The sequence below is a fragment of the Campylobacter concisus genome, from assembly GCF_902460665.1.
GTDB classification, from domain to species: domain Bacteria; phylum Campylobacterota; class Campylobacteria; order Campylobacterales; family Campylobacteraceae; genus Campylobacter_A; species Campylobacter_A concisus_AL.
The window spans coordinates 569,609-587,946 of record NZ_CABPUR010000001.1; the positions used below are offsets into that span (position 1 = coordinate 569,609).

Below are 18,338 nucleotides of genomic sequence, written 5' to 3' on the forward strand. Positions count from 1 at the left end.
TTTAAATCACCTTTTTTATTTTCCAGTCAAAACGCTCATTTTTAGATATTTTAAAAGAAAGTATCGCTAAAATACGCCTTAAAAATTTGCATAAATTTAAAGGTAAAAATATGTTTGAAGTCGTTATTGGTTTAGAAGTTCACACTCAGCTTAATACAAAAACTAAAATTTTCTGCTCTTGTTCGACTAGCTTTGGCGACGAGGCAAACACTCACGTTTGCCCGACCTGCCTAGCACTTCCTGGAGCGCTACCTGTGCTAAACAAAGAGGCTGTAAAAAAGGCGATCAGTTTTGGCACGGCGATAAACGCTAAGATCAATAAAAAATCAGTCTTTAATAGAAAAAACTACTTCTATCCAGACCTTCCAAAGGCATATCAAATTTCTCAGTTTGAGATTCCTATCGTAGAAGGTGGCGAGCTAATAATTGACGTAAATGGTACTAAAAAACGCATCGGTGTAACTAGAGCGCACCTTGAAGAGGATGCTGGCAAGAACATCCACGAAGAAAACGAGAGCTTAGTTGATCTAAATAGAGCCGGCACACCGCTTCTTGAGATAGTTAGCGAGCCAGATCTTAGAAGCAGTGATGAGGCGGTGGCTTATCTTAAAAAACTACACTCAATCCTTCGCTTTTTAAATATAAGTGATGCGAATATGCAAGAGGGTAGCTTTCGTTGCGACGCAAACGTCTCTATCCGTCCAAAAGGCGACACCAAGCTTTATACAAGGGTTGAGATAAAAAATCTAAACTCATTTAAATTTATCCAAAAGGCGATTGATTACGAGGTGGAGCGCCAAAGTGCAGCTTGGGAAGATGGCAAATACGACCAAGAAGTCTATCAAGAGACAAGGCTGTTTGACACGACAAATTTAGTGACAAGATCAATGCGTGGCAAAGAGGATAGCGCGGAGTATAGGTATTTCCCTGACCCTGACTTGCTACCAGTTGAAGTGTCAGAGCAGATGTATAACGAAGCGATAAAAATTCCAGAGCTTGCCGAGCAAAAGGTCGCAAGATATGTTAGCGAGCTAGGCGTAAAAGAGAGCGATGCTCTAAATTTAACTCAAAGTGTTGAGATGGCTAGATATTTTGAAGAGTTGATCGCCGCTGGAATTCAGCCAAAACTAGCTACTACTTGGCTCATAGTCGAGCTTCTTGGCCGCTTAAATAACGGCGTAACGATCGAGACTAGCCCAGTTAATAGTGCCAAAATGATAAATTTACTAAAACGTATAGAAGATGGCACGATAAGCGGCAAGGCTGCAAAAGAGGTGCTAGACTATCTAATGGAAAATGACGTGGACGTAGATAGCGTCATCGAAAAGCTTGGCTTAAAGCAAGTGAGCGACGACTCAGCGATCATCGCGATCATAGATCAAATTTTAGCTACAAACGCTGACAAAGTCGAAGAGTATAAAAACGGCAAAGATAAGATGTTTGGCTTCTTTGTGGGTCAGGTGATGAAAGAGGGCAAGGGTGCCTTTAACCCAGGCAAGGTTAATGAGCTTTTAAAGGCCAAAATAGGCTAAAAAAGGGCTAAAATGAGCATAGCAGTCATCGGAGCTGGCAAGTGGGGCAGTGCGCTATTTCACGCATTTAGTGAAAATAATGAGTGCGTCATCAGCTCAAGAACGCCAAGAGAGATGCCAAATTTTGTAAGCTTAGATGAAGCTTTGGAGTGCGAATATCTAGTCTGTACGATCCCAACGCAAGCTACAAATTTATGGCTAAAACAAAACTACAAAAACAAAGGTCAAAAGATCTTAGTCGCCAGCAAGGGCATAGATACGGCAAATCTTAAATTTTTAAATGAAATTTATGAAGACTTTGTGGATAGAGAAAATTTGGCCTTTCTTTCTGGGCCGACCTTTGCAAAAGAGATCATGCAAAAGCTGCCTTGCGCCTTGGTGGTAAATTCTAAAAATGAAAATTTAGCTTCAAAATTTGCCTCATTTTTCCCAAGCTACATGAAAGCATACACCTCTGATGATGTGATCGGAGCAGAGGTGTGCGGGGCGTATAAAAACGTGATCGCCATAGCTGGTGGCATCTGTGACGGCCTTGGTCTTGGCAACAACGCAAGGGCAAGTCTCATTTCACGTGGGCTTGTCGAGATGGCTAGATTTGGCAAATTTTTTGGCGCAAAAGATGAGACATTTATGGGGCTAAGCGGTGCAGGGGATCTTTTCTTAACCGCTTCATCGATACTTTCACGCAACTACCGTGTAGGTCTTGGCATCGCAAGGCACGAGAGACTAGAGAAAATTTTAAATGAGCTTGGCGAAGTGGCAGAGGGCGTCGATACTGCAAGGGCTATTAGCAAGATCGCCAAAGAAAAGGGCATATATGTGCCTATCGCTAGTGAGGTTGAAAATATGCTAAATGGCAAAGACGTTTTTGAGAGTGTAAAATCGCTTTTGGGAAGAAGATGAAAGCTTTTAAATTTATACTTTTTGTGGCTATTTTTGCTCTGGGGCTAAACGGTGCAGAAGTGAGCCTAAGAGCCAAGGTTTCGCAGATGATAATGGTTGGCTTTAACGGAGCTAGCACAAAGGATGCTGCATTTCGCGCGATGTTAAGCGACGCTGGGTATGAGAGATTTGGCGGTGTGATGCTACTTGGTAGAAATGTCACCAACAAAGCCCAGCTAAAATCTAGCATAAAAGCAATCAAAGAAAAAAGTCCTAAAATTTTTATCGCTATCGACGAAGAGGGCGGCAATGTTGGCCGCATGAAGGATAAGAGCTTTGATGGCCCATATCCTAGTGCATACGAGGTCGCGAGCACGCTTGATATCAAAAGCGCATACGATCTCTACTCAAAAATGGCTATAAATTTAAAAGAGTGCGGCATAAATTTAAATTTCGCTCCAGTGGTCGATCTACACGATGAAAACTCGCCGATCATCGCTACTAAGCAAAGGGCTTTTAGCGAGTATGCGAGCAAGGTGGTGATCTACGCTGATGCCTTTATGGATGCATTTAAAGAGCAGGGCATCCTAACGACACTTAAGCACTTCCCAGGACATGGCAGCTCAAAAGAGGACTCACATAAAAATAAGAGCGAAGTCACGCTAAGCAAAGATGCGCTACTGCCATACAAAGACGCGATAAGCACAGGTAGAGCGCAGATCATCATGGTCGGACACCTTTTTGTAAAGGGTATCGACGAGGACAATCCAGCCACACTTTCTAAAAAAATAATAACCGATCTCTTGCGAAATGAGCTTAAATTTAATGGTGTGGTTATCAGCGATGATATGCTGATGAAAGGCGTTGGCGACGAAGTTTTGGCGCAAAAAGTGGTGAAATTTATAAACGCTGGTGGCGATATCTTACTTTTTAGCGAGTTTAAGATAAACAACCAAAGAACGGCTGATCTTATCACTCAGATCATAATCGATGCTGTAAATGAGAGAAAGATCAGCAAAGAGCGAATCGACGCTTCATATAAGAGGATAATGGCTCTAAAAGCGAAGCTGTAAACATATCTGATTTTTTGTGTAGCATAAGACCAGATATTTTTGATCTCCTAAAATACTTTAAGAGAAAAGTGTTCATATAATATTATTCCGCTTTTGCACTCTTAATAAAGTTAGCATTTCTTTTTCATGTTCGCTAATCGCTTGTTTATATTCATCTATATTGTTGCCATTTATACATGCTGACATCAATATCAGTTTTAGGCTTTGTATTATTATATTTGGATATGTAGTTTGCTTTGCGGATGGGGTGAGATTAGAAAATTTAGAGTTACCAGAAGTTGTAACAAGCGCTAAGTTACCAAAAGAGTTCAAAATTTTGTCATCATTTATGCGCTCTATACTATCTCCAGAAGGATTTTGTGGGTAAAAATGCTCGATAGAGTCTCTAAATTTAAATTCCCACTCTTTTAAATTTTTTAAATTTACATTGCCAACCGCTTTAAAAGCATTTTGTAATTTTTCCTTGATTTTATTATCTTGAGTGCTAACTATACACTCTCTATATAAAATATAATCAAGATATGTAAGGATTATTCTCTCACACATAGGATAGGAGTTGCTTTTTTCTAGCGCATTTTTTACCTTCTCATTTGCATAGGTTTCTAAAATTTCTTGCATATTGGCTGTTGTATTTTTGTTAAGTCTCTTAAGAAGCGTAAATATCCACTCCATAGCGCGCGGTGAGGTGTATGTTATGTGCAAACAAGACTGCAAAGCGACAACTAGCCTGTTGTCATCGAGCGTATCCACATAACTAAATGTAACTTTGTTGTTGGAGTATTTTTTGAGCATTTTTAGCGACCATTTTTCGTCGTCATTTTCATCGGTTTTTATAATAAATTTATCAAACAAAAATCTAAATTTTAAAAGGTTATAGATAAAATTTTTGGCATTTTCACTATTATTGAAGTGTTTTTTTAAATTATCAATCAATTTTTTATCATAAAGCAGCTCATTTGTACTGCTACTGCTTATATTATTGCTCATAGCTGCATTTACCTGTAAAAGGAAATTTGGAAAATTTATAATAGATGAAAACCTTTCATTTTCGTTTTCATTTTGTGTTGTTTTTTCAGAAGTTAAATTTTTATTTTCTAAAATTTTGTTCAATGGCTCTTCTTTGGTATTATTATTATTTTCGATAGAAATTTCAAAAAGTTCGCTTTCATTACAAATTTTATTCCAGTCATTGCCAAAAATTTGTTCTCTTAGATTCTTTTCGAAGCTCATCTGCACGTATCTATCCATGTCTGCACAAGCATCCCAAACCAAAGCCGCGATCTTTTTATCGCTATCATTTTGTAGCGCATTTAAAATATTTGCCTTTGCTATCTGATGGAGTTCTAATTGCTCGCCTCTTGTGTTCATTATCTCAAAAAAATGATTTAGATCGCCATCATTTGGGACTGGTACGCGTAGAAGTTTGGCATTTAAAATTTTACTTTTAAAACTCTCGTCTTTTTTATTTTCCGAAAAATATTTTTCTATAATTTTAAACCCATCTACTATTTCACTAGACGGCAAATCAGCACATTTATCATCATCGCAAATTTTTTTTAGCGTTTCGTTTGACTTTTGTCTAGCTTCAAATTTAAGTTCACCTTTTATGTCGTGCTTAAGATATCTTAGTATCAAAAATAGAGTTGTGAGTCTTTGTTGCCCATCTTTAACTTCAAAAACACCGTCTTTTTGCTTAATAACCAAACTCCCTATAAAATACCCATCATCATTACTTTTAATATCATCTAAAAGCATCCCTATCTCATAACTTTTCCAAGCGTAGTTACGCTGATATATGGGTATCAGATACTTGCTTTCAAAAATTTTTTCTACACTAAATTTTAGATCGTCCGTTTTGCTCATTTTTAACCTCCAATCTATTTTTTATATCATCATATCCACCAACAATGGACTCAATATCACATAGCTCAACGCTGTAAATTTCATCTGGCGATCTCATGTGAGATATTTTTTCAAATAAATTTAATCCGTTATTTTCATCTTGATATCCAAGTGCATATTTGTTTATGCTCTCTAGATATACGGCCTGTTTTGCCAAACGCAAGGTATAAACGTATCTATAAAAAAATGCGCAAATATTTTCGCTAAGCTCATCAAAGCCAAATCTATCAACAAATGCCATTATAAGGCATTCAAAAAGTCTTACTATATATTTATCACCTCTCTTTTTCCTAGGCATGGCGTTGTCATCATATTTTGCTTCTACAAATTTCTTTATTTTATGGCAAAGGTTTAGATAGTGAGCTGTAAAGTAAAAAAAGTGTTTTCCACTTAACAAATCTTGTGTGAGTAAAAATTTGCTACTTTTTTGCAAATTTAAAAAATAGGCAAAATTATCGCTTTTTTTCTAAAAACTTTATCGCTGCTTTGTTGTATCTCGTTACATTATAAGACGATGCACAATCTACGCCCTTAAAAGTGCCTATGTGGTCTTTAGAGTAGTCCAGTCCACACTCACCTCGCTGCCATCTGATAATAGGGAACAAAAAATCGCTAAAAATTTCTTTTATTTCATCGCTGTTTTTATCCTCCCAATTTGATATTATCTGAACTTTTTTGGCTTCATTGTCATCTGTCATATGCCTTAGATGGTATGCTTTTAGTAGATCGTGCACTTCTAGTGCTTTACCTCTGGTATTTTGTGAGTCAAAGTAGTTAAATGCATCTGGTTGATTATCTACAACGATTTCAACCATGGTACATTTTTCTAAGATAAAATTTTTAAAATTTACTTTTGCGTCATCTCTTAATAGCCCCACTCTTTGCTTTAAAATTTTATGATTGTTTGTGATACTGTTATAGGAGAGAGGAATAAAAGTTTGCTTCAATAACGGCAAATTTTCTTCTCCTAACAATTTTAGTAGTATTGTAAGCGTAGTAAGTCTTTGTTGCCCATCGACAATATTATAATTTTCAGCTTCTTGATGCAATATAACAGAGCCTATACGGTACTCGTTTTTGTTATTTTCGTATTCTTTAAAAATATCATTAAAAAGCTCAAGAGTCGATTTAGTACTCCATGTATACGGACGTTGATAACTTGGTATTTTTAAATTTTTACTAAATATTTCAGAGAGATTTTTGATATTTGCTTTCATGTTCTATTCTCTTAAATTTTCTGCATTATGGCACAATTGATTTTTTATCTTAGTGTCTTAAATCTTTTTAAAAACAAATTCTATTTATATAAAAAATCATCATAACCCATCAAATTCTTTTTTTAGCTCCTCTCTTAGCTCTTCAGCTCTATCTTCGCCGTTTTTGAAATTTGCCTTTACAAAGCCATCGATCTCGTCTAAAATTTCAATAAGTTCGCTCTCCCAATTTGCGTTTTCTTGTTTCAAAAGTGCTTCTAGCTTGTCTCTTGTCTGCTCAAGCTGATCTAGTGCTTTGTCCTTGTCGCTAGCCTCATTTAGCGCATCTTCAAAGAGTATGTCTTGTCTTAAAGCGTTTATCTTTTTTTGTATGACATTGCAAAATTTAGGGTATTTCTCAGCGTTGTTTAAATTTTGCAAAACCTCTTGCGCAGCTTTTTGATAAGCTGGCACTGCTCCTTCATCGTCAAGTTTTTTTGTGAGTTTTTGTATCTGAAAATATAAAATAAGCGCCGCAAAAAATGCAAGCAGCAAATAAATCGTAACGCTATTCATTTTTACTCCTTTTTCTAAATTTATCTACGCTAATTATCGCAAGCGCCAGCCAGATCATACAAAATGAGATGACCTTGTAGCCGTCTAAAATTTCGCCGTAAATGAAGACCGCACAAAGGATCGCTATGGTTGGCGAGATGTATTGCAAGTAGCCAATCGTTGTTAAATTTATCCTTGTAGCAGCTGCGTTAAAAGCGACAAGTGGCACGATGGTAACGATACTTGAAGCGATCATTAGTAACGAGTCTTCGTTTAGCCCAAAGTGGCTTTTGCCTAAAAATGCTATGTAAAAAACGTAGCCAAGCGCAAATGGGAACATAAAAAATGTTTCGATAAAAAGCCCATTAAATGCACTGATCTTCGCTGCCTTTCTAACCATCGCATAAAATCCAAATGAAAGTGGCAAGATGATAGAGACAAGTGGCAGGCCGCCTTTGGCATAAATTTGTACGCAGACTGCTGCGATGACGATGCAAACGGCTATGGCGCTAGCTTTGCTCAGGCGCTCTTTAAAGATGATGACGCCAAGGAGCATGCTTATCAAGGGATTTATAAAATATCCCAAACTCGTGTCTAAAATTTTGCCGCTACCCACCGCATAGACATAAATGCCCCAGTTTATGGTGATAAAAATACCACTTAAAAATAGAGCCTTTAGCGAGCGGATATCTTTAAGAAGCGCAAAAATTTCGCCCATTTTGCCATTAATGCAAAGCACTGCCGCCATCAAGAAAAATGACCAGATGATCCTGTGGGCTAAAATTTCATAAGCATCGACATCTTTGCTAAATAGGTTGAAATAAACCGCCAAAAACCCCCACATAAAAAAGGCGCTAAGCGCGAGAATAACGCCTTTTTGGCTCTCATTTAGTCTTGGTATTTTTGTCGCCTTTTATAGAATTTATACTATCTATCATCAAAAGTGTGACAGAGATGGCTAGGCAGATCATCAAAAAGTATGAGCTTTTCTCCAGTCTCTCGCCGATGGCAAATGAGACAAAAAGCATCATTATAGGCTCAAAATATGTAAGCAAACCTAGTACATTTATCGGCACGAGCGTGCTTGAGAGGATCTGGGCGATGAGGGCTATGCCGCTGATAGCACCAAGCAAGATGAGCAGATAGTAGATGTTTGGATTTTGGCTCATTACGTAGTCCATATCGGCTGTGAGCGCAAAATAAAATGAGAATAAAAACATAAAAATTATCTCGATAACAAAGCTTGAGAAATTTGCAAGGTTGTAGTACTTTCTAATGGTAAAATAGACTGGATAAAGGCAAAAAACTACAGCGCTCTCCCACGAGATGCCACCGCTTATGACCGCTGTGCTAAAGACGCCAATGGCAGCGAAAAATATCGATGCTAACTTTGTTTTTGAGAGGTGCTCTTTGAAAAATATCCGTCCAAAAAGGACCATGACTATTGGCATGATGAGGTAGCCTATCGAGACTTTTAGCGCTGCGCCGTTACTTGGAGCCCAGAGATAGAGCCACATCTGAAATGAGACGATGAGCGAGGTAGCAAGCAAAACTAGTAAAATTTTAGGTTTTAGCTTTATTTTTAGAAGTAAAAATTTGAAATTTCGCTGCTGTTTTAACAAAAAAATGGCGGCAATGACAAAAGGCATGGCAAAGATCATGCGGTATCCAATAAGAGCTTGCGTGCTGATGGGGTTCATGAGCACTGACATGTAGTAGATGCAGTTAAATAAAACAGATGCCAAAAGCGAATAAAATATGCCTTTTATCATGAAAAAATTCTGCTCCTTTTTGGGTAAATTTAAAGTAGCGATTGTAGGCAAAATATCTTTAATAGCCCATTAATGGCTTTTATTTTTTAAGTTTGCCGTGATATAATCAGCGTCTAATTTAAGGCAAAAAAGATAGGAAAATAAATGACTTGGAACCGCGATAGCTGGAGAGAATTTAATATCTTGCAACAACCAAATTACCCAGATTTAAAAGAGCTTAAAGAGGTCGAAGAAAAATTAAAATCACTTCCTCCTTTGGTCTTTGCTGGCGAGGCTAGAAGTTTAAAAGAAGAACTTGCAAAAGTTTGCAATGGCGAGGCATTTTTGCTTCAAGGTGGCGACTGCGCTGAGAGCTTTACAAATTTTAATGCAAATAACATCAGAGATATGTTTAAGGTTTTACTTCAAATGGCGATAGTCTTAACCTTTGCTGGTGGCTATCCAGTGGTCAAAGTGGGCCGTGTGGCAGGGCAGTTTGCAAAGCCTAGAAGTAGCGATTTTGAAGAGGCAAATGGCATTAAGCTTCCAAGCTATAGAGGCGACATCATAAATGGCTTTGAATTTGACGAAAAAGCAAGAGTACCTGATCCAAAACGCATGATCGAGGCGTATTATCAAAGTGCATCTACGATGAACTTACTTAGGGCTTTTTCAAGAGGCGGTTTGGCCGACCTTCATCAAGTGCATAAGTGGAATTTAGGCTTTGTCAAAAAGCCAGAGATCGGCGAGAAATACGCAAAACTAGCTGATGAATTAACAAAGACGCTTTCATTTATGGCAGCTTGTGGCATCACTTCAGCAAATACGCCAGTCATAAATCAAACCGCGGTTTATACATCTCACGAGGCACTTTTACTACCTTATGAAGAGGCATTGACTAGGGTTGATAGCCTTAGTGGTGAGTGGTACGACTGCTCGGCTCATATGCTTTGGATAGGCGAAAGAACGCGTGGTATAAATGACGCTCACGTACATTTTTTAAGTGGTGTGAAAAATCCTATCGGTGTAAAGATCGGACCAAGTGCAAAGGCTGAAGATGTCGTCGCTCTTGCAAATAAACTAAATCCAGAAAATGAAGCTGGCAGACTAAATGTGATAATCAGAATGGGTGCAGATAAAATTGGCGAAAATTTACCAAAAATTTTAAGAGAGCTAAAGCGAGAAGGACTAAATATCGTTTATAGTATCGATCCGATGCATGGCAACACTGTAAAAACCTCAAATAACTACAAAACCAGAGAATTTGACAAGATAATAAGCGAAGTTAGAAGCTTTTTTGAAATTCACAAAGCTGAGGGTACAAGAGCTGGTGGCGTGCATCTTGAGATGACAGGTCAAGACGTGACAGAGTGCACGGGTGGGGCATTAAATATCACTGAAAGTTCGCTTGAGCAAAGATATGAAACACAATGTGACCCAAGGCTAAATGCTGATCAGGCACTTGAGCTTGCATTTTTGATGGCTGATCTAGTTAAAAAAGCTTAGAATTTATAAAATTTGGAGAAAAAGATGGTAAATGTTTATGATCTAATTGTTGTTGGTGGCGGACCCTGTGGAATTGCTAGCGTAGTTGAGGCAAAAAGAAATGGCTTAAACAACGTTTTGCTTCTTGAAAAAGGTGATAATCACAGCCAAACGATAAGAAAATTTTATAAAGATAATAAACGCGTAGATAAAGAGTATAAAGGGCAAGATAGCACGATACATGGCGTAGTTTCATTTGAGGATGGCACGAAAGAGAGCACGCTTGATTATTTTGACAAGCTGCTTGATACTGAAAAGATTGAAGCTTTTTTTAACTCTGAAGTAGAGAGCGTGAAAAAAGATGGAGAAATTTTTAAAGTAACTACCTCAAAAGCCGTCTATGAAGCTAAAAATGTGATGATATCAATTGGCAAAATGGGACGACCAAATAAGCCTGATTATAAAATTCCGCCTTCACTAAATGCAGTTGTAAATTTTAATCTTGATAGCTGTACAAACGGCGAAAAGGTGCTTGTCGTAGGTGGCGGAAACTCAGCAGTTGAGTATGCAATCGAGCTTTGCCAATACAATAAAACCACAATCGCTTATAGAAAAGATAATTTTAGCCGCGTAAATGAGACAAATTTAAGCGCGCTTTGGGAGCTAGAAAAGCACGGCAAGATAAAAGTTAGGCTAAATCACGATATAAAAGAGATAGATAACGAATCAGGCAAAGTTAGAGTGCATTATGAAAATGGCAAAATTCGCGTTTATGACAGAGTTGTCTATGCAATAGGTGGCTCAAGTCCGGTTGATTTTTTACAAAAATGTCAGATAAAAATCGATGAAAAAGGCACTCCAATAGTTGATAGTAACTACCAAAGTAGCGTGCCAGGACTTTATGTGGGCGGTGACATCGTGCTAAAAAATGGCGGCTCAATAGTCGTTGCTCTAAATCACGCTCATCACGTCATAAAAGACATTTTAAAAGGCAAGGCATAAGCTTGATAAATAAAATTTTACTAGCTATTTTTTGTTTGATAGCTGGCTTTTGCCTATCGTTTTTTAAATCTCCAAAAGAAGATGAGACACCAAAAGATACTAATCAAACGATTTATTCTATAAATTTTGACAATTTACCAGAAGAAGAGAGACAAAAATACATCAGTAAAGACGATCTTTACGAATATGGCGGATATATAACTCCAAAAAGCTATATCCAAAATTTTACTGAAACGAACGATCAAAATTTATCAAATGATGTAAATGAACTTCAAGAACAAGTTCGTGAACTAAGCAAAAAAAATAAAATTTTAGCTACTGATAATGTCGATATCAGCGAGAAGAATTTAGACTTTATAAGCAAAATTTCAGAGATGAAAAAAAATATCGAAAATGAAAAAAATGAGATAGTTGAGAAAAATCAAAAGACGCTAGGCGAGCTTGAAGCGCAACACTTTGAAAATATACAAACTCTCACAAAACGACTAAATGAAGCTCAAGCTGATATGATAGAGAGCTCAAAAGCCTATGAAAAAAAGATAATAGACCTTGAAAATGCGATAAATGAGGCAAAAAATGGCGATGAAAGTAAGGTAAAAGATATCGAAGCAAATTTTGCTAAATTTAAAGAAACAGCTGAGGCAAATTACACAGCTTTAAAAGAGCAAAATATAGAGCTAAATACGACACTGACTCAAAAAGACGCACTAATAAAAGAGTATGAAAATACTCAAAATGAAAAAGATAAAAACGAAAAAAAAGAAATTTTGCTTTTAAAAGAGGAGATTGAGCGAGCAAAAAGTGACGCTAAGACACAAAAATTTAGTTATGAAAAAGAGATAAATGCACTAACTGATGGCTTTGAAACGCAAAAAAGCGTTATGGAGGATGAGCTTTCAAAAAAGGCAAATAAGATAATTGATCTTGAGGAGGCTCTTGAGTCAAGCAAGACCGCCTTAAAAGACAGAATTTATGAGCTTGATGAGATAAAGAAAAATTTAAACTCAAAAGATTTGGCAGTTGAAAACTATAATGGTAAAAATTTAGAACTAAATGCCTCTCTTGCGGCACTTCATAAAAGCTTTAATGATCTAAAAGAAAAAAATCTTAAAAGTGAGCAGGAAAATAAACTCGCAAATGAAAATATAAGCTTGCTTAAAAAAGAGCTTGAGCGAGTAAATTTGATAAACAAAAAGCTAGAGAAACAAAATTTAGATGCAAATGCAAGTTTAAATGAGCTAAATAAGAAGCTAAATTTAAGTGAAGAGAGCCTTAAAAATGCAAAAGATGAGCTAAAGACGCTTGATACAAAGACGAATAAATTTTTAAAAACTTTGTTTGAGCAAAATCAAACTATCTCTTTGCAGACCCAAAAGCTTGGTTTAAATGACAGCGAGTTGAAAAATTTAAGTGCAAAGATAAATTTAAAAGATGAAAAGATAAAAGAGCTGGAAAATAATCTCACGCAAACAAGTCAAATGCTAGCAGCAAAGCAAAGTGAGCTAGAAGCTCAAAAAAGAACGCTAAAGATCGATATGCAAAATTATGAAATTTTACGTCAGCAAATAAATATTTTGCAAAAAAAGATAGCTGATACATCAGCTCTTTTTGCTGATAGTAATAAAAGTGGTGGTAAAAATTTACTAAGCTTACAAAATGAGTTAGAGAGTGCAAAACATAAGTTAAACGAGAGCAATAAGACGATTGAAAGGTTAAATTCTAAAATAAATGAACTTAGCTCATCTAGCGTAAAAGGAAGTCCAGTAAATGCCAAAATCATCGAACTTCAAAAAGATATCGAGCAAAATTTAAATAGGCAAGATGAACTCGAAAATGAAAATGTAAATTTAAAAAATATCTTGCAGGCGACAACTAAGCCAGAGACGCCAACAAAGCTAGTTTTGATCTCTAGCCTTGAGTGTGATGACATGGATGCAAAAGATAAGGTTAGCGTGATGTGCAAGAATAGAGTGAGCGAATTTTTACAAAGATTTAACTCAAACTACCTTTATGAGATAATTCCGATCGTAGATAAGAAAAATTTTGTCATCCCGTCAAATGTGGCTCAAAGCATCAAAAAAGACGATCTTGGCAGGCTAAATAACTATGTAAATTATGGCGTTGGTAAAGAGCGCGCAAAGGCAGCAGCCGAGCTTATAAAAGAAGAATTTGGCGATTTTGCAAGGATCAGCTTTAGCTCCGAAGTGATCGTAAAAGATGTCACTCGTGGCTTTATCATCAAGGTTTATAGATGATCTTGGCTCAGCTAAAAAGTGGCTATCGCTACAACAGCGATACGCTGGTACTTTATGATTTTATAAGCTCAAGTTTGAAAAATTTTTCAGGCAGGATTTTAGACGTTGGCGCAGGATGTGGGATACTTGGGCTTTTACTTAAACGTGACTTTAAAAATTCCAGCCTAAGCTTGCTTGATATCTTGCAAATAAATGGTGAAATTTCTAAATTTAATGCCAGTAAGAATGGCTTGGAGGCAGAAATTATAAATGCTAATTTTGCAAATTTTAAAGATAGTGAGAAATTTGACCTCATCGTCTCAAATCCGCCATTTTATCACGAGGGTACGAAACAAAGCGAAGATGAGCATATAAAGGCTAGTAGATACACAAGATCTTTAAGTTTAAAAGACTTTATAAAAGGTATAAGTGTAAATTTAAAGCCTCACAAAAGGGCATTTTTTTGCTATGCACCTGATGATCTTAGTCAGATTGTAGCGTGTCTAAAAGAGGTTAAGCTAAATTTAGTAAGCCTAAAATTTATTCATACAAAGGCTGATAAGCCAGCAAATTTGGCCTTGTTTGAGGTAAGAAATAATTCAAACTCAAAGCTAAAAATTTTGCCACATTTGGTAATGAGCGAAAATGGCTCGCATACAAAAGAGGCGATTGAAATTTTTAAAAAAGCTGACACAAATAGCGTTGATTATCAGGGGCTAGCGTGAGGGTGCAAGGCTTTAACTATGAGTTTGATGCGAGCTTTTGCGAGAGCTGTGGTGGTAAGTGTTGCACGGGCGAGAGCGGCTACATCTGGATAAATGAAGAAGAAATTTCAAAATTTTGCACCACATTTCATATGAGTAAAGATGAGTTTGAAAAGCAGTTTTTAATAAGAGTTGGGCTAAGGTGTAGCATAAAAGAGAAGCCTTATGAAGATGGCTTTGCTTGTGTATTTTTTGATGAAAAAAATAAAAACTGCTCAGTTTATGAGCTAAGGCCACAGCAATGTAGGACTTTTCCGTTTTGGAATTATTTTAAAAAAAATTTAAAGGAGCTAAAAGCAGAATGTATTGGCGTAAAATTTTAGTATTTTTTATGAGCGTATTTTTTAACTCGCAGCTACTTTTGGCTGACGATAATAAAAGTATAAATTTACGTCTAATGCAGGCTTTATTGTTTCAAGATAGCGGAGATGTGAATGCTAGCATTCAAGCTTACTCAAACATTTTTAAAGATACAAATCAAAAAGCTTATTTAAAAGAGGCGATCAAACTCGCCTTTGCTACAAAAAATGAAAATTTAGACGCTTTGATAAGTGAAGGCGAAAAAAGCTTAAAAGACGATAGCGATTTTATCCGTATAAAGGTGGCAAATTTAGTAAATCTTTCAAAGCTAAATGAGGCTAAAAGTTTAATGCAAGAGCTTGCTACAAAAGAGCCAAATGCTCAAAATTTACTCATGCTTGGCACTATTTGTATGATGCAAAATGAAACAACGACTGCGCTAAAATACTTTGAAGAGGCATACTCGCTAAAGCAAGAAGAAGAAAATTTGCTCCGTATCGTTGATATTTTGATAAATCGCATGGATAAGATAAAAGACGCTACAAAATATCTTGAGAAATTTAGAGATGAACAAGGCTGCACGCTAAAGACTTGCGAGCTTTTGGCTGAAATTTACTCCCAGCAAAGAAATTTCCCAAAGGTGATCGAACTCTTTGAAGAGCTTTATGAGCTAAATCACGATACTTCGTATATTGATAAGATCGTGCAGTTTTTTATCTATGATAAAAATTACAAAGCAGCAATTGAAATTTTAAAAAAATATAGCTACAACGATATAGCGCTTATGGATCTTTATGCGGCGACTAGTAATTTTGGTGACGCATACATACTTGCTGTTAAAATTTATAATGATAGCAGGGATTTAAATTTTTTAGCAAAAGCCGCGATTTACGAATACGAGATGAATAAAGACAACTTGAACGAACAAAAAATGGCTGAAATTTTAGATAAATTTGAAGCTAGCGTGCCAAAGCTAGAAAATGATATGTTTTTTAACTATTATGGCTACTTGCTGATAGATCATGATATTGATCCTAGAAAGGGTATAGAGCTTGTGCAAAAGGCACTTGCTATCTCTCCTGAGTCGCCTTATTATGAGGATTCGCTAGCGTGGGGATATTTTAAGCTTGGTGAGTGCAAAAAGGCAAAAAGCATTATGCAGCACGCAATGAAAGATGTTGATTTTAGGACTTCAAAAGAGGCAAAAGAGCATTTGCACCTAATAGAGCGCTGTATAATAAATCTAAATAAAAGGCTTAAAAAATGATACTTGATGAGATAATAAAAAAAACTAAAGATGATCTTGAAAAAAGAAAAGCAGACTTCCCTGAGGAGTGGCTTGGCCGCTCGCTCGCGTACAATCCATACGTGCCAAGAGATGTTTTAAATGCTCTTAGAGCAAGTCAAAATGAGCCTATAAAAATCATAGCCGAGATCAAAAAAGCAAGCCCTAGTAAGGGCGTGATAAGAGAGGATTTTGAGCCTATAAAAATCGCTCAGGAATACGAGCCATACGCAAATGCTTTTAGTATCTTGACTGAGCCACATTGGTTTAAAGGCGACATCGAGTACATCACGCAGGTTCGTCGCTACGCATCAAGGCCGATCCTTAGAAAAGATTTTATCGTTGACAAGTATCAAATTCTAGAAGCTCTTGTTTATGGGGCGGATTTTATCTTGCTCATCGCAAAAGCATTAACTCAAAACGAGCTAAAAGAGCTTTTAGACTACGCTCATCATTTAGGGCTTGAAGTTTTGGTTGAAACTCACGACGCGAGTGATGTGAAAAAGGCTATCTTTGCAGGAGCAAATATAATAGGCATAAATCACAGAAATTTAGATGATTTTACGATGGATATGAGCCTTTGTGAGAAGCTCATACCACTTTTGCCAAATGGCAAGATAATAGTCGCTGAAAGTGGTCTTTACGAGCATGAACAGCTTAGAGAGCTAAGCAAAATAGGCGTAGATGCTTTCTTGATAGGAGAGCATTTTATGAGACAAGATAATATAAAAAATGCCGTCAAAAAGATAAAGGAGGGCGAGTGATGCAGCACCTTTGTGCCCCTTGGAGAAGCGAATACTTTAGCGCTAAAAAAGATAGCTGTGTTTTTTGTGATGTTATAAACTCAGATGATGATGATAAAAATGGTGTGCTTTTTCGAGCTAAACATTGTTTTGGGATTATGAATTTATATCCGTACTCTCCAGGTCATTTTATGATAATACCAAATCAGCATACCGACAAGATCGAAGAGCTTGATGAGCAGACTTGGTTTGAGATGAGTAAATTTGTAAGGCTTGGAGTTGAAATTTTAAAAAAAGAGCTTTATGCTAATGGCGTAAATATAGGTATGAATTTAGGCAAGGCTGCAGGAGCTGGCATAGCTGAGCACGTGCATTATCACCTTGTGCCAAGGTGGAGCGGGGATACAAATTTTATAACCACCATCTCTGATGTGAGAGTAAATGGCACGCCATTTCATCCACTTTTTGAGAAACTAAAAAAGGCATTTAGTGCCGTTATTTGAGCTTGATGTAGAGCAGTGGCTAGAGAAAAGAAGCTCTTTTGAAATTTTAATAGACGCAAGATCGCCACATGAATTTTTATATTCACACATAAAAGATGCCATAAATTTATATGCTTTAAATGACGCGGAACATAAAGAGGTAGGCACGATCTATAAAAGCGATAGATCCCTAGCAAAGAGTCTTGGTGCAAAGTATATCTGCAAAAATTTACAAAATATCATTGATGAGGTTTATAAAAGAGCCAAGGTTGGTTCAGCTATTGGCATCTACTGCGCTAAAGGTGGGCTTAGATCAAATTCTGTTGGCTATGTGCTTAGCATGATAGGATATAGAGTTTTTAGACTTAGTGGTGGCTATAAAGCTTATAGAAATCACGTTTTAGAATTTCTAAATCGACCTTTGAGCACAAAATTTATCACTCTTTTTGGAAATACTGGCTGCTACAAAAGTAAGCTCATAAGGGCTTTAAGTCCATCAATAGACCTTGAAGCTATGGCAAATCACCTAGGCTCTGTCTTTGGAGCGATAAACGGCGCGCAGCCAAGCCAAAAAAGCTTTGAAGATGCGTTATTTGAAAAGCTCATCACGCTAAAAGATAAAATTTGCTTTATTGAGGGTGAGAGTAGAAGGATAGGCTCATTAAGCTTGCCAAAAAGTCTTTATGAGGCGATGCGTAGTGGCATAAATGTCGAAGTAAGTGCAAGTTTAGAAAAAAGAATTTCTTGTATAGTAGATGACTATAAAAGTGTGGATAAAGCCTTTTTTGACGAGTGTATGAAGAAAATTTCACCATTTATCGATAAAAAAGTTAGAGATGAAGCTGTGGCTAAATTTAATGAAAATGACATTGCTAAAGTAGCTGAAATTTTACTCACAAAATACTACGATAAAGTCTATAAGAAAAATGAAAATATTAATGTTTTCATAAATTCTGATAACTTTGACGAAGCCGTTAAAAAGCTAAATGATATAAAAAATGAAGCAAAATTTTAGGCTTATTTTAATTAAAAAATTAAGCCTAAAATTTATACAAATGAGTTTTAGCTCTTAAAATTTTATAGCCTTTGCTCATTTAAATTTATTAATTTTACTAAAAATAGTGTGTTTAATTTTATGTAAAATATTTTGTATTA

At 36.5% G+C, this 18,338-nt stretch carries 18 protein-coding genes; 12 read left to right on the plus strand and 6 right to left on the minus strand.

The window, feature by feature from the left end; genetic code table 11:
- The first annotated feature begins 110 nt into the window (after positions 1–110).
- The 3 genes from gatB to F3G66_RS03015 are packed head-to-tail and all read left to right on the plus strand — an operon-like array spanning position 111 to position 3,487.
- Positions 111–1,532: an Asp-tRNA(Asn)/Glu-tRNA(Gln) amidotransferase subunit GatB gene (gene gatB / locus F3G66_RS03005; RefSeq protein WP_149707082.1), complete on the plus strand. Its 1,422-nt coding sequence runs from the start codon at positions 111–113 to the stop codon at positions 1,530–1,532.
- Positions 1,533–1,544: 12 nt separating this feature from the next.
- Complete coding sequence (locus tag F3G66_RS03010) at positions 1,545–2,435, plus strand: NAD(P)H-dependent glycerol-3-phosphate dehydrogenase (protein WP_149707083.1); 891 nt, start codon at positions 1,545–1,547, stop codon at positions 2,433–2,435.
- Positions 2,432–3,487: a glycoside hydrolase family 3 N-terminal domain-containing protein gene (locus F3G66_RS03015; protein WP_149707084.1), complete on the plus strand. Its 1,056-nt coding sequence runs from the start codon at positions 2,432–2,434 to the stop codon at positions 3,485–3,487. The genes F3G66_RS03010 and F3G66_RS03015 overlap by 4 nt, the downstream gene beginning before the upstream one ends.
- 72 nt (positions 3,488–3,559) lie before the next feature.
- Here the strand turns inward: F3G66_RS03015 and F3G66_RS03020 are convergent, their stop codons facing one another.
- The 6 genes from F3G66_RS03020 to rarD (F3G66_RS03045) form a co-directional block, all read right to left on the minus strand.
- Positions 3,560–5,350, minus strand: coding sequence for a GmrSD restriction endonuclease domain-containing protein (locus tag F3G66_RS03020; RefSeq protein WP_149707085.1), 1,791 nt, complete (start codon positions 5,348–5,350; stop codon positions 3,560–3,562).
- Positions 5,322–5,822, minus strand: coding sequence for a DUF7834 domain-containing protein (locus tag F3G66_RS09855; RefSeq protein ID WP_458645829.1), 501 nt, complete (start codon positions 5,820–5,822; stop codon positions 5,322–5,324). The genes F3G66_RS03020 and F3G66_RS09855 overlap by 29 nt, the downstream gene beginning before the upstream one ends.
- A gap of 19 nt (positions 5,823–5,841) precedes the next feature.
- Positions 5,842–6,606, minus strand: a complete 765-nt coding sequence (locus F3G66_RS03030) for a DUF262 domain-containing protein (protein ID WP_149707087.1) — start codon at positions 6,604–6,606, stop codon at positions 5,842–5,844.
- A 99-nt stretch (positions 6,607–6,705) separates the two neighbouring features.
- The gene (locus F3G66_RS03035) at positions 6,706–7,158 is read right to left on the minus strand and encodes an aryl-sulfate sulfotransferase (protein ID WP_149707088.1); all 453 of its coding nucleotides are present in this window, start codon (positions 7,156–7,158) and stop codon (positions 6,706–6,708) included.
- Entirely contained in the window at positions 7,151–8,038 is an 888-nt protein-coding gene (gene rarD / locus F3G66_RS03040) for an EamA family transporter RarD (protein ID WP_107697667.1), read from the minus strand. Before rarD (F3G66_RS03040) ends, F3G66_RS03035 begins: the two co-directional genes overlap by 8 nt.
- Positions 8,022–8,909 (minus strand): EamA family transporter RarD, encoded by an 888-nt coding sequence (rarD, locus tag F3G66_RS03045; protein ID WP_009293763.1) that lies wholly within the window; start codon positions 8,907–8,909, stop codon positions 8,022–8,024. The genes rarD (F3G66_RS03040) and rarD (F3G66_RS03045) overlap by 17 nt, the downstream gene beginning before the upstream one ends.
- A gap of 144 nt (positions 8,910–9,053) precedes the next feature.
- On the opposite strand from rarD (F3G66_RS03045), the gene F3G66_RS03050 reads away from it, so the two are divergent.
- From F3G66_RS03050 to mnmH, 9 genes are read left to right on the plus strand one after another with little or no spacing between them, the layout of a single operon-like run.
- Entirely contained in the window at positions 9,054–10,394 is a 1,341-nt protein-coding gene (locus F3G66_RS03050) for a class II 3-deoxy-7-phosphoheptulonate synthase (RefSeq protein WP_107811187.1), read from the plus strand.
- A gap of 24 nt (positions 10,395–10,418) precedes the next feature.
- Positions 10,419–11,375 (plus strand): NAD(P)/FAD-dependent oxidoreductase, encoded by a 957-nt coding sequence (locus tag F3G66_RS03055; RefSeq protein ID WP_107691237.1) that lies wholly within the window; start codon positions 10,419–10,421, stop codon positions 11,373–11,375.
- 2 nt (positions 11,376–11,377) lie between these two features.
- Positions 11,378–13,630 (plus strand): coiled-coil domain-containing protein, encoded by a 2,253-nt coding sequence (locus F3G66_RS03060; protein WP_149707089.1) that lies wholly within the window; start codon positions 11,378–11,380, stop codon positions 13,628–13,630.
- The gene (locus F3G66_RS03065; RefSeq protein WP_149707090.1) at positions 13,627–14,334 is read left to right on the plus strand and encodes a tRNA1(Val) (adenine(37)-N6)-methyltransferase; all 708 of its coding nucleotides are present in this window, start codon (positions 13,627–13,629) and stop codon (positions 14,332–14,334) included. Before F3G66_RS03060 ends, F3G66_RS03065 begins: the two co-directional genes overlap by 4 nt.
- Positions 14,331–14,696, plus strand: a complete 366-nt coding sequence (locus tag F3G66_RS03070) for a YkgJ family cysteine cluster protein (RefSeq protein ID WP_149707091.1) — start codon at positions 14,331–14,333, stop codon at positions 14,694–14,696. The genes F3G66_RS03065 and F3G66_RS03070 overlap by 4 nt, the downstream gene beginning before the upstream one ends.
- On the plus strand, positions 14,675–15,940 hold the full coding sequence (locus F3G66_RS03075) for a tetratricopeptide repeat protein (protein WP_107696357.1): 1,266 nt from the start codon (positions 14,675–14,677) through the stop codon (positions 15,938–15,940). Before F3G66_RS03070 ends, F3G66_RS03075 begins: the two co-directional genes overlap by 22 nt.
- Positions 15,937–16,722 carry an indole-3-glycerol phosphate synthase TrpC gene (trpC, locus tag F3G66_RS03080; RefSeq protein WP_149707092.1) on the plus strand — a complete coding sequence of 262 codons (786 nt, stop codon included), beginning with the start codon at positions 15,937–15,939 and terminating at the stop codon, positions 16,720–16,722. The genes F3G66_RS03075 and trpC overlap by 4 nt, the downstream gene beginning before the upstream one ends.
- Positions 16,722–17,204, plus strand: a complete 483-nt coding sequence (locus F3G66_RS03085) for an HIT family protein (RefSeq protein ID WP_021091390.1) — start codon at positions 16,722–16,724, stop codon at positions 17,202–17,204. Before trpC ends, F3G66_RS03085 begins: the two co-directional genes overlap by 1 nt.
- Complete coding sequence (gene mnmH, locus F3G66_RS03090; protein WP_149707093.1) at positions 17,191–18,198, plus strand: tRNA 2-selenouridine(34) synthase MnmH; 1,008 nt, start codon at positions 17,191–17,193, stop codon at positions 18,196–18,198. The genes F3G66_RS03085 and mnmH overlap by 14 nt, the downstream gene beginning before the upstream one ends.
- The last annotated feature ends 140 nt before the right edge of the window (positions 18,199–18,338 follow it).

What these genes read in the sequence shown, in the direction of transcription:
- gatB (WP_149707082.1), top strand. Translation starts at nt 111, where the DNA reads ATGTTTGAAGTCGTTATTGGTTTAGAAGTTCACACTCAGCTTAATACA.
- F3G66_RS03010 (WP_149707083.1), top strand. Translation starts at nt 1,545, where the DNA reads ATGAGCATAGCAGTCATCGGAGCTGGCAAGTGGGGCAGTGCGCTATTT.
- F3G66_RS03015 (WP_149707084.1), top strand. Translation starts at nt 2,432, where the DNA reads ATGAAAGCTTTTAAATTTATACTTTTTGTGGCTATTTTTGCTCTGGGG.
- F3G66_RS03020 (WP_149707085.1), bottom strand. Translation starts at nt 5,350, where the DNA reads ATGAGCAAAACGGACGATCTAAAATTTAGTGTAGAAAAAATTTTTGAA.
- F3G66_RS03030 (WP_149707087.1), bottom strand. Translation starts at nt 6,606, where the DNA reads ATGAAAGCAAATATCAAAAATCTCTCTGAAATATTTAGTAAAAATTTA.
- F3G66_RS03035 (WP_149707088.1), bottom strand. Translation starts at nt 7,158, where the DNA reads ATGAATAGCGTTACGATTTATTTGCTGCTTGCATTTTTTGCGGCGCTT.
- rarD (WP_009293763.1), bottom strand. Translation starts at nt 8,909, where the DNA reads ATGATAAAAGGCATATTTTATTCGCTTTTGGCATCTGTTTTATTTAAC.
- F3G66_RS03050 (WP_107811187.1), top strand. Translation starts at nt 9,054, where the DNA reads ATGACTTGGAACCGCGATAGCTGGAGAGAATTTAATATCTTGCAACAA.
- F3G66_RS03055 (WP_107691237.1), top strand. Translation starts at nt 10,419, where the DNA reads ATGGTAAATGTTTATGATCTAATTGTTGTTGGTGGCGGACCCTGTGGA.
- F3G66_RS03065 (WP_149707090.1), top strand. Translation starts at nt 13,627, where the DNA reads ATGATCTTGGCTCAGCTAAAAAGTGGCTATCGCTACAACAGCGATACG.
- F3G66_RS03075 (WP_107696357.1), top strand. Translation starts at nt 14,675, where the DNA reads ATGTATTGGCGTAAAATTTTAGTATTTTTTATGAGCGTATTTTTTAAC.
- trpC (WP_149707092.1), top strand. Translation starts at nt 15,937, where the DNA reads ATGATACTTGATGAGATAATAAAAAAAACTAAAGATGATCTTGAAAAA.
- F3G66_RS03085 (WP_021091390.1), top strand. Translation starts at nt 16,722, where the DNA reads ATGCAGCACCTTTGTGCCCCTTGGAGAAGCGAATACTTTAGCGCTAAA.